Annotated in this window: 19 protein-coding genes; 11 read left to right on the top strand and 8 right to left on the bottom strand. The window is 49.1% G+C overall.

The genetic code is table 11. The features are described from left to right. The first annotated feature begins 61 nt into the window (after window positions 1-61). Genes ACQUQM_RS10365 through ACQUQM_RS10375 form a run of 3 tightly spaced genes read left to right on the top strand, consistent with a single transcriptional unit; the run spans window position 62 to window position 2,094 of the window. On the top strand, window positions 62-493 hold the full coding sequence (locus ACQUQM_RS10365; protein ID WP_432474415.1) for a hemerythrin domain-containing protein: 432 nt from the start codon (window positions 62-64) through the stop codon (window positions 491-493). Between the two features lie 12 nt (window positions 494-505). Further along, window positions 506-784: a DUF2249 domain-containing protein gene (locus ACQUQM_RS10370; RefSeq protein ID WP_432474416.1), complete on the top strand. Its 279-nt coding sequence runs from the start codon at window positions 506-508 to the stop codon at window positions 782-784. Then, a complete protein-coding gene (locus ACQUQM_RS10375) occupies window positions 781-2,094 on the top strand; it encodes a hypothetical protein (protein WP_432474418.1) in 1,314 nt (437 codons plus the stop codon). The genes ACQUQM_RS10370 and ACQUQM_RS10375 overlap by 4 nt, the downstream gene beginning before the upstream one ends. Window positions 2,095-2,536: 442 nt before the next feature. Here the strand turns inward: ACQUQM_RS10375 and ACQUQM_RS10380 are convergent, their stop codons facing one another. Then, on the bottom strand, window positions 2,537-3,400 hold the full coding sequence (locus ACQUQM_RS10380; protein ID WP_432474419.1) for an MBL fold metallo-hydrolase: 864 nt from the start codon (window positions 3,398-3,400) through the stop codon (window positions 2,537-2,539). A 451-nt stretch (window positions 3,401-3,851) separates the two neighbouring features. Between ACQUQM_RS10380 and ACQUQM_RS10385 the strand changes: the two genes are divergently transcribed. Continuing rightward, on the top strand, window positions 3,852-4,268 hold the full coding sequence (locus ACQUQM_RS10385) for a PilZ domain-containing protein (protein ID WP_432474420.1): 417 nt from the start codon (window positions 3,852-3,854) through the stop codon (window positions 4,266-4,268). Between the two features lie 30 nt (window positions 4,269-4,298). On the opposite strand, the gene ACQUQM_RS10390 is transcribed toward ACQUQM_RS10385, so the two are convergent. Next, window positions 4,299-4,535 (bottom strand): hypothetical protein, encoded by a 237-nt coding sequence (locus ACQUQM_RS10390; RefSeq protein ID WP_432474422.1) that lies wholly within the window; start codon window positions 4,533-4,535, stop codon window positions 4,299-4,301. Between the two features lie 88 nt (window positions 4,536-4,623). Between ACQUQM_RS10390 and ACQUQM_RS10395 the strand changes: the two genes are divergently transcribed. Beyond that, window positions 4,624-5,655: a ChaN family lipoprotein gene (locus ACQUQM_RS10395; protein WP_432474423.1), complete on the top strand. Its 1,032-nt coding sequence runs from the start codon at window positions 4,624-4,626 to the stop codon at window positions 5,653-5,655. A 66-nt stretch (window positions 5,656-5,721) separates the two neighbouring features. On the opposite strand, the gene ACQUQM_RS10400 is transcribed toward ACQUQM_RS10395, so the two are convergent. Further along, on the bottom strand, window positions 5,722-6,003 hold the full coding sequence (locus tag ACQUQM_RS10400) for a peptidylprolyl isomerase (protein WP_432474424.1): 282 nt from the start codon (window positions 6,001-6,003) through the stop codon (window positions 5,722-5,724). 131 nt (window positions 6,004-6,134) lie between these two features. After that, window positions 6,135-6,785 (bottom strand): hypothetical protein, encoded by a 651-nt coding sequence (locus tag ACQUQM_RS10405; RefSeq protein WP_432474425.1) that lies wholly within the window; start codon window positions 6,783-6,785, stop codon window positions 6,135-6,137. A gap of 153 nt (window positions 6,786-6,938) precedes the next feature. On the opposite strand from ACQUQM_RS10405, the gene ACQUQM_RS10410 reads away from it, so the two are divergent. From ACQUQM_RS10410 to ACQUQM_RS10420, 3 genes are all read left to right on the top strand, one after another. Continuing rightward, window positions 6,939-7,856 carry a LysR family transcriptional regulator gene (locus ACQUQM_RS10410; protein ID WP_432474426.1) on the top strand — a complete coding sequence of 306 codons (918 nt, stop codon included), beginning with the start codon at window positions 6,939-6,941 and terminating at the stop codon, window positions 7,854-7,856. Window positions 7,857-7,980: 124 nt separating this feature from the next. Then, on the top strand, window positions 7,981-8,580 hold the full coding sequence (locus ACQUQM_RS10415) for a LysE family translocator (protein ID WP_432474427.1): 600 nt from the start codon (window positions 7,981-7,983) through the stop codon (window positions 8,578-8,580). A gap of 46 nt (window positions 8,581-8,626) precedes the next feature. Further along, the gene (locus ACQUQM_RS10420; RefSeq protein WP_432474428.1) at window positions 8,627-8,863 is read left to right on the top strand and encodes a hypothetical protein; all 237 of its coding nucleotides are present in this window, start codon (window positions 8,627-8,629) and stop codon (window positions 8,861-8,863) included. 98 nt (window positions 8,864-8,961) lie between these two features. Here the strand turns inward: ACQUQM_RS10420 and ACQUQM_RS10425 are convergent, their stop codons facing one another. Both ACQUQM_RS10425 and ACQUQM_RS10430 read right to left on the bottom strand, forming a co-directional pair. Next, the gene (locus ACQUQM_RS10425; protein ID WP_432474429.1) at window positions 8,962-11,118 is read right to left on the bottom strand and encodes a 4Fe-4S binding protein; all 2,157 of its coding nucleotides are present in this window, start codon (window positions 11,116-11,118) and stop codon (window positions 8,962-8,964) included. Window positions 11,119-11,256: 138 nt separating this feature from the next. Next, window positions 11,257-12,153, bottom strand: a complete 897-nt coding sequence (locus ACQUQM_RS10430; RefSeq protein ID WP_432474430.1) for a LysR family transcriptional regulator — start codon at window positions 12,151-12,153, stop codon at window positions 11,257-11,259. A gap of 168 nt (window positions 12,154-12,321) precedes the next feature. Here ACQUQM_RS10430 and ACQUQM_RS10435 point away from each other — a divergent pair, with 168 nt between their 5' ends. The 3 genes from ACQUQM_RS10435 to ACQUQM_RS10445 all read left to right on the top strand — a co-directional run bounded on the left by ACQUQM_RS10435 (window position 12,322) and on the right by ACQUQM_RS10445 (window position 14,174). Then, window positions 12,322-12,897: a flavodoxin family protein gene (locus ACQUQM_RS10435; protein ID WP_432474431.1), complete on the top strand. Its 576-nt coding sequence runs from the start codon at window positions 12,322-12,324 to the stop codon at window positions 12,895-12,897. Window positions 12,898-13,032: 135 nt separating this feature from the next. Beyond that, the gene (locus tag ACQUQM_RS10440; protein WP_432474432.1) at window positions 13,033-13,599 is read left to right on the top strand and encodes a cytochrome b; all 567 of its coding nucleotides are present in this window, start codon (window positions 13,033-13,035) and stop codon (window positions 13,597-13,599) included. Further along, window positions 13,596-14,174 carry a YceI family protein gene (locus tag ACQUQM_RS10445; protein WP_432474433.1) on the top strand — a complete coding sequence of 193 codons (579 nt, stop codon included), beginning with the start codon at window positions 13,596-13,598 and terminating at the stop codon, window positions 14,172-14,174. Before ACQUQM_RS10440 ends, ACQUQM_RS10445 begins: the two co-directional genes overlap by 4 nt. A 76-nt stretch (window positions 14,175-14,250) precedes the next feature. On the opposite strand, the gene ACQUQM_RS10450 is transcribed toward ACQUQM_RS10445, so the two are convergent. Together ACQUQM_RS10450 and ACQUQM_RS10455 are read right to left on the bottom strand one after the other, a co-directional pair. Beyond that, complete coding sequence (locus tag ACQUQM_RS10450; RefSeq protein ID WP_432474434.1) at window positions 14,251-14,634, bottom strand: acyl-CoA thioesterase; 384 nt, start codon at window positions 14,632-14,634, stop codon at window positions 14,251-14,253. 146 nt (window positions 14,635-14,780) lie between these two features. After that, window positions 14,781-15,323 carry a TIGR00730 family Rossman fold protein gene (locus ACQUQM_RS10455; RefSeq protein WP_432474435.1) on the bottom strand — a complete coding sequence of 181 codons (543 nt, stop codon included), beginning with the start codon at window positions 15,321-15,323 and terminating at the stop codon, window positions 14,781-14,783. Window positions 15,324-15,389 lie beyond the last annotated feature (66 nt).

A 15,389-nucleotide genomic window follows, 5' to 3' on the forward strand; every position in this document is an offset into this window, starting at 1 on the left:
ACCTTAATTAAGCTCTAAAACTGTTAGTTGCCACTGTCCGTTAATCTTAGGGAGTTAGCGCATGACATCAATCGTAGAATATATGACAAGCCAGCATCGCTTTTGTGATAACAGTTTTGCCGCGGCTGAAATAGCTGTTTCAGAAAAGAACTGGAGCGAAGCAGAAAAGCAGTGGGGTGTGTTCAGGAGGGATCTTGAGATCCATCTGATTAACGAAGAGGAAACCCTTTTTCCTGCCTTCGAACAGATAAGTGGTAATGCCGCTGGACCACCTGCGGTAATGCGGATGGAACATCTTCAGATGAGGGGCATGGTAGAGTCAATGACCGAAGCGCTTCAGGCAAAAGCTGCTGATGGCTACCTTAATCTGTCTGAAACACTGATGATCCTGATGCAGCAGCATAATATGAAGGAGGAGCAGATGCTCTATCCTATGACGCAACAGATGTTGCCTGATACGGCTGCTGTAATCAGCAGTATGAACGACCTGTAAGGAGTTCAGCCTATGCCGCAGTTGATTCATTTGGATGTTAGTGAACTTGAAGCACCAGAGCCGATGTCAGTCATTCTGAATGAATTGCATCAGCTAAAATCAGATGCTGCATTAAGGATCCGTCACCGCAAACGCCCACTTCCTCTATACAGTCTCTTGCAGGAAATGGGGTTTACATATCATTGCGTAGAACTCGATGTCAGTGAGTTGGCCATCTATATCTGGCCGATAAATGATCAAATACTGGGTGAATTCTGCCATCAGGCTGCTAATCAGGAGCGGGGATCATGAATACTTCGGGACTGTCACTGGAGAGCATACCTGAGCTCAAAATTCCTATGGGCTTCTTTCTCGCCGCCCCCTGGTTCGGTATCTTGGCGGCCCTGCTCTTTCTACTCTACCCTGAGATAATAGACTCTCGCTGGCATCCGGCAATGCTTGCCACGGTACACCTGCTGACCCTTGGTTTCGGCGCCATGATTATGATCGGTGCAATGATACAGGTCCTTCCTGTCATCAGTAGCCAGCCGGTACCCGCAGCAGCGGCTTTATCTCCCTGGATAAGAGCAGGCCTTGTTGCAGGAACCCTGTGTCTCGCCCTTGGTTTCCTGTTTGTGCAGCATTTTCTCTTTTATATAGCGCTGCCCCTGCTGGGCGGAGTTTTCCTGATGTTTCTGGCTGCAGTGGGGCTGGCGCTGGTGCGCGTTCAAAACGGCAGTGACTCGGTGCTCTGTTTACGCCTGGCAGCCCTGTGTCTGTTGATTACAGTGTTATTCGGGGTTCTACAACTCTCTACCTATCTGGATCAGAGATGGATCCGCTACTCTTTTGAACGTACCAACAGCCATGTATTGCTGGGGTTACTCGGTTGGGGCATGCTGCTGATTATGGGCGTCAGCTTTCAGGTCATCCCTATGTTTCATGTCGCTCCGGCATTTCCCCGCTGGTTTAGCCGGGGGAGCTCCATTCTTCTGGCATTGGCATTAATGACCAGCGTGATTGCCAGCGGCTCAATAGCAGATGGTGCGTTACTTTTATTACCACTGATCCTTAGCATCTATGGTGCCTATTCTCTTCACTTAATTTATCGGAGAAAGCGTAAACTGGTGGACTATACGATCCGCTTTTGGCAGCTTTCTTTTACAAATCTCATTTTATTGAGTCTATTGTATTTTTTGCATCAACTGGGTTTTCAAATATTGGCTGAGCCAGGTCAGCTCCACCTGCTGCTAGGCTTCGGTTTTGGTTTGGGGTTTGTCATATCAGTAATGTTAGGGATGCTGCAAAAGATCGTTCCTTTCCTAATGTTTCTGCATCTGCAAAGAGCCTGCATCCACGACCCCGGTGCTTTTATGAAACTACCTAATATGAGGCAGTTACTGCCGGTTTCGGATTCGAAATGGCAGTTCCAATTGCATAGCGCCGCACTGGCAACTCTCTATTTGTCTTTCTTCAGTGGAGAGTTACAACATCCACTGCTGTTTGTAGCGGCTGTATTCTTCTTGCTCAGCTTCGCATGGCTGTTAAAAACGCTTTGGCAGGCTAATCGTCGTTACTCTGAAAGCCTGCCGTTGACACCTGAGCAACAGGTTGCCGGCTAATATCCGTATCCTGATCAAGCCCCACCAATAACTTTTTCTGCTTAACATCAGATAGCCGATCTTCAATCACGAGTGCTTTGCCAGGGATGTTTGACCCTGCTGGCAGGGTATTTGCGCCGTGTTTCAGTCACTTTAGGTTTCACTAACTCTGGTTTCACTTACTCTGGTTTCACAACTTGGGTTTTTAGTAGCTCCTGTTGCTCGTCGTGTTCTGCCTGACCGACGAAGGTGTGCAGGTTAAGGGGGGCGCTTTAATGGATTACACGATTATCGAGGTTCCCAGTTCTACCAAGAACTAAATCGGTGAGCGTAATCCCGAGATGCACCAAACTAAAAAAGGCGATATGCTTTAATTTCAGCATTAAAGCTAACCAAAGCGTCGCCTTCTTAACAGCTTACAGACGCCCTCCTGAATGGCTGGTCATAAGAAACTTAACACTTTTTACTCAAACTCCATTGCCTCAAATATCCTGCCGGCATTTTTACCCGCAAGCTGCTCATAAGTATCAAGATGCGCGTAGGGCGTCTGATCGATCAGGTATGCATCTTCCAGAGCGCCATCATTTTCCAATAGTTCGGCCACCTTACCCCGAACATACTCAAGATATCCCCGGGTAGTTTTATCAACCGTGGCAAAGTCAGTCACTTCACCGTGGCCGGGCACTATGATCATATCTTGCGCAAAAGGGGCAAAATTATCCTGCCAGGTTTCTAGCCATAATGACGTATCGGTATCAGGAAAAACCGGCAGCATACGTTGATTAAAGGCGATATCTCCGGCGATAAGCACATTACGCTGCGGCACTACCACAGATATATCTCCCGGCGAATGCGCTGGTCCAAACTTCACCAGTCGGACAGTCAGACCACCGAGATCCAGTTCAAGCTGATCAGTGAAGCTTTGATCGACCGCAACCACCTCAGTGCCCTCAATCTGCTCTTGGAGAATGCCACTCAGCTCTTCAAGACCAGCCAGGCCTTTATGCCCGATCTCTGTTACAGCATCTTCGTGGGCAATAATCTGCGCGCCCTGCTGCTGCCAATAGCCATTGCCTAATGCTGCATGGGACTGACCGTTCTCATCCACCACATAGAGTACAGGCTTGTCGGTGATGCTTCTGATCTCATCATGTAATGCCTTTGCCAGCAGGTAAGCTGAGCCGCCATTAACCACCAGCACAGCTTCATTACCTACGATGAAACTCAGGTTGTTATTATGTCCACCGTTCTCATAACTGTAATACTGGGTAGCTCCGATGGCCGACCATATATTGTCAGCCACCTTTACCGGTTTGCTATATAACATGGACTCCGGGTACCTATCCGGTACTGAATCGGCCCATGCCAGACCCGCACTCCAGAGCCAGCATGTAACCAGATAAATACCTGTTTTCCTGCCTGATACTTTTGGTAACCGTCTTAGCATTCTCTTCATCCCTGCCCTGCAACCAACTGGTATTCATTATAGAATATAGATATAACTATAAAGAATAAATAGCTTTTCTTAGCTCTCAGACACTTCAAATACCGTATGAGTGACGAGAAGCAGTTCAGTTTAAATACATAGGCGTTCGATTAGAGTTTAAGAGACAAGCGGAAACAGAGCTAAAGCAAATACAATGTAAGCCGATGCCCTGTTAAAGGCTTTAAATAGATACCCGGTCCAGACTGCGTCTGCGGGGCTATTTCAGGATCGATCCCAGGCTAGCGCCAAACTAGTTATGGACCGTTCAGCCGAACATATAAGGAGTCGAGCGATGCCCAGACATTTCATCCGACATCCGGCAGAAATACCGTTGCAACTTCAGCAAACCTGCAGTGGATCAAACCTCAACAATACCAGCCATGACTTGAGCGCCGGAGGGCTTAGCTGCGATTCTGCGTGTTATATGGAACCTGGAAGTGAAATTGAACTTACGATTCAGATCACTAACCCCGGAATCCAGGTAAAAGGAAGGGTTATCTGGTGTCACAAACAGGGGGGGAAATACTCACTGGGTATCGGTTTTGCGTGTGATGACAGCGCGTTTACGGTGCGCATGCTGGAACAGGCATGCCAGATCGAATGTTACCGTCGCAAACAACGTTCATTCGGGCGACTGATCACAAGTGAACAAGCCGCCCGGGAATGGATCAGCAACCATGCGGCGAAGTTTCCGGCACTGGTTGCCTGAATTCAGCACCATTCGGTGCGATAAAGGATATTACAGATGATGATCGTGAATAAAAGCCTCTAGCGAGCTATAGCTCCAATCACTGCCATCGGGATGCTTATGATCATGCTCATTGAGCTTTTCCATCATCACTTTAACGTTGTCGCCTTTCTTGCGTAAACCATGCACAAAATGCACAGCTTCATCCACCTTCAGCTGCTGTTCCGTAGTAATACCAGGAGCCTGGTCACCTTTCTTTCTGACACTGACTTTAATTCCTTGTTTCATGCTACTGTTCTCCACAAACTGATCTATTACAAAGGATTACCAATAAGGTACCTCCATATAGACAAGGTGAAAAGAGGCAAAAGGCGTTATGGGTCATCAAAATAGTAATAATGTTCTGGCATTGTTAATTTTTCTGGTCAGTCTGTCTGGCTGCAGTCAGGATACGCTCAAACCAATAAGCTCAACGCCCGAAGCCTCTACGCCCCAAACCAGCAATGCAGCTGACAACCATGCTGAAATACAATGGCAGTCACCCCTGTTGCAAAATCACCCGATGACCGGAAAAGTTTTCAGCACAGCCTCCAGATCCCTGCTCAGCGAAAAAGAGCTGCTCCAGCAACTGACGCAAAGCCAGTATCTGCTGATCGGTGAGAAACACGATAATCCGGACCACCATCAAATCCAGCAACGACTGCTCAGTCAGCTACTCCAGCGGAAAAACACTCGCATCGTCTTTGAAATGCTCGATAATGAGCAGAATACGGCCCTGGATAAGTTAACAGCCTCCGATAATCTGGCACAGATAAAAAGCAAACTAAACTGGTCCGATTCCGGCTGGAGCTGGTCAGACTATGGCCCTCTGATTCAAAGTGCGGCGCAACAACAGAGCGAAATAAGATCCGGCAATATTGCCCGTCCACAACTGCAGGAGATCTATCGTAATGGTCCTGCCTCAATCGTGACATCAGATCGCTTCCGATCATTCAGTTCTGTGACACAAGAGGTTCGTAACACTATTCAGCAACAGGTCTATGAAAGCCATTGCAAGACTATGCCACTTGAACACATGACACCGATGGTGAACATACAGATTGCGAGAGATGCCAGCATGGCCAGCGCTATGACAAATGAACTTTCCGGCGAGCAATATGCCATTCTGGTTGCCGGCAACTTTCACAGCCGCAAAGACCTGGGTGTGCCGCTCCATCTGAACGCCCTGAGTAGCGCATCCAAGACCCCTGACACAACAACGCTTTTATTACTGGAGGTTGAAGCCGGTATGACAGAACTTGGGGATTACGCCTACGCGGATAACAGAGTGGCGGACTATGTCTGGTTCACACCTAAATTTACCGAAAAAGATTACTGCGCCGGTTTGAGATCGACAGAGAAAAGCTGAGGTCAACAAAGAAGTGCTGAAAACAAAAAAGGCTGCCAGTGGCAGCCTTTTTGAATAAGTTCGTTGTTAGTCTTCGCGACTGGTCACTTCAAGCAGGTGATAACCAAACTGAGTTTTAACCGGTCCCTGAACTTCGCCAACTGGCGCTGAAAATACGACCTTATCAAACTCAGGTACCATCTGACCCGGGCCAAAAGAACCCAGATCACCACCCTGACCGCCGGAAGGACAGCTGGAATGCTGACGCGCCAGATCTGCAAAATCGGCTCCGCCTTCAATCTGAGCTTTCAGATCAGCGCATTGAACTTCATTACTTACCAAAATATGACGGGCTGATGCTCTAGCCATTACTGCGTTCCTTATTTAACTATATTGAATAACGGCGTAAGCATGGCCCAGCACTGGGATTACTGCAACTTTTAATCATCTTAAAAGGATTCTTAATCGCCTGACGTTTCTAACAGGCCCTTAAGACTCATTCAGGTATCTTTTGAAGATTGTTTTTCTTTTAACCCATGATAGGCCTTAACCACCTCACAAAAATCTCCTTTACCGCCGTATAACCGAATATCAAACTCCCCCTTAAGCATGTCACACAGATCGGTATACACCTCAACAAAGGCTGTTTCAGTAATGAACCAGACAGGCACATCGTGCTGGTCCCGAATATTACGTGCCAGCTGGCGTAACCTTGGCCAGCGTCGCTGGTCCGTAATCAATTTAAGATCAATCACCACCGGCCGGATAACCCTGAGCCAATGGAAGGAATCCTCGAACTGCTGCAGCGAAGGTGCGTAACCCGGCAACCGGTCGCTACTAAGATTCATCAACAGCGTTTCCCCAATTCGCAGGTCATGCCATAACATCAGGCTATCTTCAGTCTGTCCGACGTCAAACTCCCAGTATTTAAAGCAGGGTTGATCCTGTAGCGGAGCAACAGCGATCATAGCCTGCAGACTGTTATCAGTATTACCCGGCAGGTCGCCACCCAGGCGGTGGCCAATATTAAACGGCTGACAACCATCCTTGCCGCTGTAATCGATATCGGCGTAAGAAAAAGATGTTGTGGAAGCACAACCGGAGAACAGCATAGTCAATGTCAGAATAAGCAAGCTGCCAGCACAGCGCATATCAGGATCCTTGTTCGATTCAGATGATATCTACTTAAGATAGACGTTTATCCAAGATATTCCCTGACCGCGAAAAGTAAACCATACAACCGGCAGCCTATACTCTGCTTCACACGCCTTTCAGGTTATAAACAATATTGATATGCTGCAGTAATGGAACTGTCCCGGATCAACCTCAACCTGCTTATCTCGCTGTATCACCTGCTACGCAGCCGAAGCGTAACCGCTGCCGCCACTGCGCAGCATATAACTCAACCCGCCATGAGCAGAAACCTTGGCCAGTTACGCGGCATATTCGGTGATCAGCTGATGGTCCGGGTCGGCAACGAAATGCACCTGACACCAAGGGGCGAAGCACTCTGGCAGCAGCTACCGCCGATGCTGAATCAGCTTGAGAGCCTGCTGGTGCCAAGCGAATTTGAACCGGCTGGTTTTATCGGCGAATTCAATATCGCCACCACCGACTTTATAACCCACAACCTGATCCCCCCGTTACTGGCGGATCTGCAGCATGATGCCCCCGGACTTAGTCTGCACTTCCACCTCTGGCACCCCGGTATGATCGACAGTTTGCGTCAGGGCAGGCTTGATCTTGCAGCCTGCATCCTGGATCAGGTGCCCGATGATATCTATGGTAAGCAGCTGGGTGAAGATGGCTATAGCTGCCTGCTAAATAACAATCACCCGCTGGCAAACCAAACCCTATCATTAGATGATTACGTCAATGCAGATCATATCGGCATCAGCGCTGGCGGCGACAAAATCCGGGCAGTCGACGAGGCTTTGGCGAAAATAAACCGGCAGCGCCAGTTAAAAGTCACTGTGCCATTTATCCATTCGGCACTGGCTATTACCGCCCGCTCTGATTACCTGCTGACACTGCCCAGCCACATCGCCCTGCAACTTCAAGTCCAATATGGCCTGAAAACCAAAGCCCTGCCACAACCGCTCGAAGTACCGCCCAGCCAATACTATCTTATCTGGCATCAACGCCTGCAAACCGACCCCGCTCACCGCTATCTGCGCGAACGCATGCTCAAGACACTGCATAACTACCGTAACAACGCTTAGGCCACCGCCAAAAACACCAAGGCCATCAGTTTTATTTATGACCCATATGTAAAAACAGAATTAGCAGCATTGCCCCTCTGACCATACACTAACCCTCTTTGCACTACTTCAACGGGATAGACAGATGGCTGAGTGGCTGATTTTTGCAGGTATAATGCTAGCGGGCGCACTGGTACCGGGCGCTAATACCGCTATTATTCTGCGTAACACGCTGCAAGGCTCAAGGCGCGCGGGTTTTATCACCGCTCTCGGTCTGGCATTCGCACTTAGCATTCATGTGATCTTATCAATTGTTGGCCTGGCAGCACTGATCTCAGAAAACCCAACCCTTTATACTGCGATCCGCTGGCTGGGTAGCGCCTATCTGGTCTATATGGGCCTGACCTACATTCTTACCAAGCCTTTTCAGAGTGGCACTGAAGAGGGCAATAGTGGGCACGGTAGCCCTTTCATTGCAGGCATGATGGTCAGCCTGTTTAACCCCAAGGTACTGATTATGTTCATCGCCATCTTCAGCCATGTGATGCAAGAGATCGATAGCTGGGGGATAAAGACTCTGTATGCCATCACTCCTGTGATAATAGAGTTCAGCTGGCTCAGTATTATTGTCCTGTTGCTGAGCCAATCTGGCGTGCAACGTAAACTAAACCAGATAAAGCAGAGCCTTGAACGAGTGATTGGTGCCGGCATGGTCTTACTTGGCATCAAACTTGGCTTAGGCTGAACTAAACTAAGAAGGTATGAATAGTTCCTACGCAGGAGGAGATGCCATGAAAGTGCAATTACTGGTCACTAAAACCGACTTCAACCTGCCAAACATTGAACATGAATTTCAGGATCTGGGTATTCAGTACGAAGTCGAATACATCGAAGAGCACCCTGAACTGGTTTCAGCTCTTAACATTCGCCACTCACCCAATATCATTGTCGATGGCCAACTGGCGTTTCAAAGACAGCCCTCCGAAAGCGAATTGAAAGCCTATTTTCGGTCGATTGAAAAACACTGATGGAGCTGAGCTGAACTTTTGACTGAGCGATGGGCAGTAAAGAGCCGCCAGGGTGCTTTAAAACCCCACCTTTCAAGCCCCTCTTTTTAAGATCAGGTTCAATCAACCATAGTTACATTCAACCTGTGCCCTGTCTCCCGCTGCTGCTTCTTAAGCTGTTTCTTCCGTTGCGACATCTCGATGGCACAACTATCCGGGTTATTCAGAATCACGATACATTCCATACACTGTATACACTCATCGTAATCGATTGAGCCATCCCGGTTGATTGAATCTATCCCGCAGCGCACTTTGCACAGCTGACAGGGCGAGCCGCACTCCTTTCTGCGATCTAACCAGCGAAACAGACTAAAGCGCCCCAGAATCGCCAGCCCGGCCCCTAACGGGCACAAATAACGGCAAAAGAACTTATGCACGAACAATCCGGCGATTAAAAGACCGATAGCATAAAGCACAAACGGCCAACTCCGAACAAACGCCAGTGTCACAGCGGTCTTAAAGGGTTCCACTTCCGCCAGCTGCTCAGCCAGGCTCAGGGAAAAATACGCTGTCACAAGTAACCCAGCTAAAACAATGTACTTCATCTTTTGCAATATGCGGTGCCGCAGTGGTGACAGCTTCAACTGTTTAATGCCAGTAATTCCTGCCACTTTCGATAGTATTTCCTGCATCACACCAAACGGGCAGAGCCAGCCACAGAACACTCCCCGCCCCCACAGGAACAATGTGACGAAGACATAGCTCCAGAGAATAAAGATAACCGGATCAAGCAGGAAAACTTCAATATCAAACCCGTTTAACAGAGCCAGCATAAGGGTATAGATATTCACCACTGAGAGTTGGCCCTGAGAATAAAATCCAACAAACAGCAACGTTATCAGAATCAGACTCCAGCGCAGACGCGAAAACAGTACAGCCCGGGCACTGAGTCGATGCTGATATACAAACACCAGTGTGACCACAACCAGCAACAGACTCAGCAGAACAATTTCCAGCCATCGCCCCTGCCACAACCGCTGCCAAAGCGGCTGGGGGGCAGCTATTTCTGACTGCTCAGGTTTTTCGAAGTACTGTGCAGGGAGATCGTAACTGTCACTAAAGCTGACCTTGTCCTGTATCAGGTGATTACGTACCAGATCAAGGTTCAGTTGCAGAGACATCGCTTGCGATGGATCGAAGCCGGACAGGGCTTTGACCCGGAAAATATGAAAACGGGGTAAGCTTACTCCTTGCCCAGGCATAAATGATTCTGCATCATCAACAAAATCAAGATCCCGGATATCGATAGGCAAGCCATTTTGTTGTAACCCCAGCCGACTGGGCACTGTGCCCCGGCGAAACTCAGGTCCGACAAATGAGTATCCTTCGTCAGCGGCAACTAACAACGCATGTTCCCCAGGCCTCAGCACTGCCATCAGACGCTCAAACTCAGCATCACCCAGCAGGTTTCTGCCGATGCTCGGAACGTTCAGATAAGCATAATACAGATCACTGAATGACTCAGTTTCTATCGCTTGCTCCAGCTCCGGGTCCGAATAGAGACTGATATCCTGCGGCAAATTGTTATTCAGATCGGAGGACGACAGCAACCAGCGCTTTACCAACCCCTGCTGCAACAGCTGCTCCCAGCTATAGTCATTCATCAGGCCGGTACGGGCAATCGCCGGAGCACTCTGGGCAAAACCTTCCAGCTTCGCCCGGGCGACCGCCATCGCCGAGGCCTGTACCGTATCGTTGATAACCAAAACAGATACCGTCGCTTTAGTGACACCATCGATATATACAGTGCCATTATTCTCTTCGCTACCGACATAGCGGCTATCGATAATAATCCGATCGGTTACCGAACGACCCCGATACTGATCGACAAACTGATGCATCGGCCCTTCGCCCAGACCGTGCATAAAGATCGGCTCATGGTGGTTAAGTACCTGCAGACCGGCAAACGCGCCCTGAACATCAAGCCCGACTAACAAATTAATACGCTCGCCAGAAAAACCAGGCAGATCGGTCAGATCGTTGGTCTCGAAAACATAACCTAGCAACTGATCCAGCTGATAGACCGGAGTCACATCCGGATTGGGCTGCATCTCACCGATACGGGTCAGCTTGGGGAAGATAGCCCGGGCGACCGTCTCCCCCTGCTGTGTCAGTGCGGCATTTGAATTAATACTGAGCAGAAGACAGCAGAAAAAAGTAAATATTAGCAGGCAGGTAAAGCTATTGCGGCATAAAACGGCAAGATTGAACTTCATAGAATACTCCGACGACCCTGACATCAATAATGACGGGGAAGCGGAATGAGCGGCTATGCCACCATCCGGGCTTTCGCTTACTGCTTTGGTAGCACTACTTAGGACGCAACAAGCGACTCAACAAACGGAACGCGGAACCTACTGCAGCTGCAGATGCTGCATTATTTTCTGCCTGATCCAGATACACATCGGATCCCGGTGGTAACGTTCATGCCAGTAAAGGTAGAAATTAATCCCTGAAGAACGGAGCTCCACCGGCACAGGCTTCAAAACAATACCCCGTCCCAGTGAGACCCGCTGAGCAACCACCTCAGGCAAGACAAACAACAGATCAGTATTTTCACAAAAATCAGGAACAGTCATGAAATTCGACAGCCGCAGTGCAAGATGGCGTTTCTTGCCAAGCGCAGCCAACCGATCATCAACGAATCCAGGCCCGTGTCCGGTAATGGAAACCAGGCCATGACTGGCTGTCAGATAATCCTCCAGAGTCAGCTCTGAATCAGCCAGTGGGTGATCCGCAGACATCACACAAACCGAGCTCGTTTGAGAAACCAGCAACCGGCGATATTGATCCTCTGCAGTTTTCGGCGACATCCCGGTTAAACAAAAATGTACATCCCCCCGCTCCAGCAATTCAAAATGATCTCGCGGTTCGGTTCTGACCTCCAGCCGCATTTTCGGAGCTTCCCGGCGCAAAACCTGAATTAGCGGCGAGACAAAACAGGCAACTTCCAGGTCAAGGCCGTATACCCGTACAACATCCTCCGCCTCAGCTGGATTAAACTCCGGCTCGGCAATAAGCTTTGTCAGCCCTGCTAAAAGCTTCTGCAACCGGGGCAACAACTCTTCTGCCCTGGCGCTAAGATCGTAGCCCTGCGTGGTGCGCACCAGTAATGGATCATCGAATGTCGCCCGTAGCCGCTGTAACGCACGACTTACCGCAGGCTGACTCATATGCAGCATTTCAGACGCCCGGGTAACGTGTCGGGTTTCTAACAGCTGTTGCAATACCACCAGCAGATTCAGATCCACCGACCTTAAATTCACCTCACGCATAATCAAAATCACAATCATTCATTAGATGAATCAAGTATGCCCCATTATATTAGCCCTATCCAGCCCCCCCCCTGCAGCGCTACTCAAAGTTGAGTTGTGGCACTTTTAAAACAGGGAAAAAACAGACATCAGAGGAAAGTTCAGATGACAGAACAAGTGAAAGTAGCAGTGGTATATCACAGCGGTTACGGCCATACCGAAGTCCTGGCTCAGGCAGTTGCTGCAGGTGTAGAGAACGCTGGAGGGGTGGCACAAACCATCTCCGTAACAGATCTGGAAAACCTTGACTGGGATGTACTGGCACAGGCCGATGCGATTATCTTTGGCAGCCCTACTTATATGGGCAGTGTCAGTGCTCAGTTTAAAGCATTCATGGATGCCAGCTCCAAAGTCTGGATGGAACAGGGCTGGAAAGACAAGCTGGCAGCGGGCTTTACCAACTCAGCCAGCCATAGCGGAGACAAACTAAACACCCTGATTCAACTTTCAGTTTATGCCGCTCAACAAAGTATGAACTGGGTCAGCCTCGGTCTGATGCCGGGCAATAACAGCAGCCAGGGCAGCCCGGAAGATCTCAATCGAATCGGCAGCTACCTCGGTGCGATGGCCCAGAGCAATGCCGATGAAGGTGCCGAAGTTACGCCACCACAAACGGATCGTGATACAGCCGAAGCCCTGGGCGCACGGGTCGCTGTAGCAGCCAAACGCTGGCAGCAGTGATTGTCGACTTTTTGGAGACAATCTGTTGTGATGCTATTGAGAACTATTAACTCTTGCTAGTGTCACACACATACTCTTAAATCGAACCGTTTCATATTGAGACTGATTGTAAGCTAAAGAATTTTCGGAATATTTATGGCAATACCCGTCAGAAACGAGCCTCACCGCTACGGCCTGGGCTCGATGATCATCCACTGGAGCATGGCGCTGATTATTATCGGTATGTATCCGCTTGGGCTCTACATCGACACGCTTGATTATTACGATGCCGCTTACAAAACAGTCCCGCACTGGCATAAGAGTATCGGACTGATTTTGCTGGCATTACTATTACTACGACTACTGTGGCGGATAGTCAGCGCCCACCCAAAGCCGTTACCCCAACCAGTAACGCTCGTGCTAGCCACTAAAGCGGCACATTTTCTGCTCTATCTACTAATGCTGGTTGCGCTGATCTCAGGCTATATGATTTCAACCGCTGACGGCCGCGCGATCGAGGTATTCAATTGGTTTTCGATACCCGCTCTGCCAGCAGTCATTGAGCAACAAGAAGATATCGCCGGTCTGATTCACTACTGGACCACCACGGCGCTGATAGTACTCTCGGGGCTACACGCCCTGGCAGCATTCAAACACCACTTTATCAATAAAGATCATACTTTAATTCGCATGCTCGGCATGCCAAAGGAGTCTAACCAATGAAACTGAAATCACTGATTGCCGGAGCAGTACTGGCAGGAGCTACCCTTTCCACATCGGCTATGGCTGCAGATTATATTGTTGATACTAAGGGTGCCCACGCCTCTATCAACTTCAAAGTCAGCCATCTTGGCTACAGCTGGCTGGAAGGACGTTTTGATCAGTTTGACGGACAGTTCAGTTACGATGAAAGCAAACCTGAAGCGTCAACAGTAAGCATTAACATTGACCCTGCCAGCGTTAGCACAAATCATGCAGAGCGTGATAAGCATATCCGCAGTGACGATTTCCTGGATGTTGCGAAATACCCGTCAGCATCCTTCAAAAGCACAGGCTTTAAACCAAACGGTAATGGCGGCGCAACGCTCAGTGGTGAGCTGACCCTGCACGGCGTGACTAAACCGGTTGAGCTGGCAGTATCTAAAATTGGTGAAGGCAAAGATCCGTGGGGTGGCTACCGCGCAGGCTTCACCGGTACCACTGAATTCAAGATGAAAGATTTCGGTATCACTAAAAATCTTGGACCGGCATCTGAAACCGTCTACATGACGTTGCATGTAGAAGGTATTAAGCAGTAACAGGTAACCAGCTTCCCCTCTGATTTAACGCGGCCAGCTTTAAAGCTGCGCCGCGTTTTTTTTACCACAAAGTATTTTAAGCAGGCGCCAGTATAGGCCTTGGTTTGCCATCAGCGTCAATCGCAACAAAGGTAAAAGCTCCCTCGGTTACTTTCTCTACCAGCTCACTATGGTGCCGCTGCACCCAGGTTTCCACGTGCACCACCAGCGATGTAGTTCCATAATGCTTAACGTGGCAAAAACAGCTTACGTCATCGCCTACATTTATCGGCCTATGGAAAGTCATCGCATCCACTGCCACGGTCACAACCCGTCCTTTAACCTCCTGAGAGGCGAAGGTAGCACTGGCCATATCCATCAGTGACATCGTCCAGCCGCCAAAGATATCCCCGTCAGAGTTTGTATCTGAAGGCATAGCGACCATTCTTAGTGCTGGAATTCCAGCCGGCATCATTTGCATTAGTACTCCGTATCTCTAATTCTTTAATGACGGATCAATATTGCCTGATCAATCATTTTATAATCATAGCAAGACGATACCGATCAGCCCTTGAGGTCGATAACAATAACAAGATCGACAATATAATCCGCAACTATACAGATCTTTTAAACAGCATTGATCAATTCAGACAACAGCAGTTCTGGCTCCGTCGCCGCCACTAAAAACCGCCGATACTCCGGGCGGACAAAAGATTGCTCCGTGGCATGATCGAGAAACCTTAACAGATGGTCATAGTATCCATCCGTATTCAGCAGACCAAAAGGCTTGCGATGGATACCGATCTGCCGCCATGCCCAGACCTCAAACAGCTCTTCAAGAGTGCCCGTGCCGCCGGGCAGAGCGACGAAAGCGTCAGCCAGATCCATCATCTTAGCTTTACGCTGATGTATATCATCAACCCTGATCAGCTCGGTCAGGCCGGCATGAGCCTGTTCTTTCTCAATCAGCACCGCCGGCATTACACCGGTCACTTTACCACCGGCTGTCAGAACAGCATTGGCGATTATTCCCATCAGGCCGACACCGGCACCACCATACACCAGTTCAATCCCCTGCTCCGCCATCGAAAGACCCAATCGGGAAGCTTGTTGTGCATAGGCGGCATCGGGGCGACCAGAAGACGCGCCACAATAAACAGCAATTTTCATTTCAGTCGTGTTGGCCAGTTAGTTGTATTCGGGGGTATTAGACAACAGCCGTATAGTCAGATACAA

The sequence above is a fragment of the Amphritea sp. HPY genome (genome assembly GCF_050870985.1).
Lineage (GTDB): Bacteria > Pseudomonadota > Gammaproteobacteria > Pseudomonadales > Balneatricaceae > Amphritea.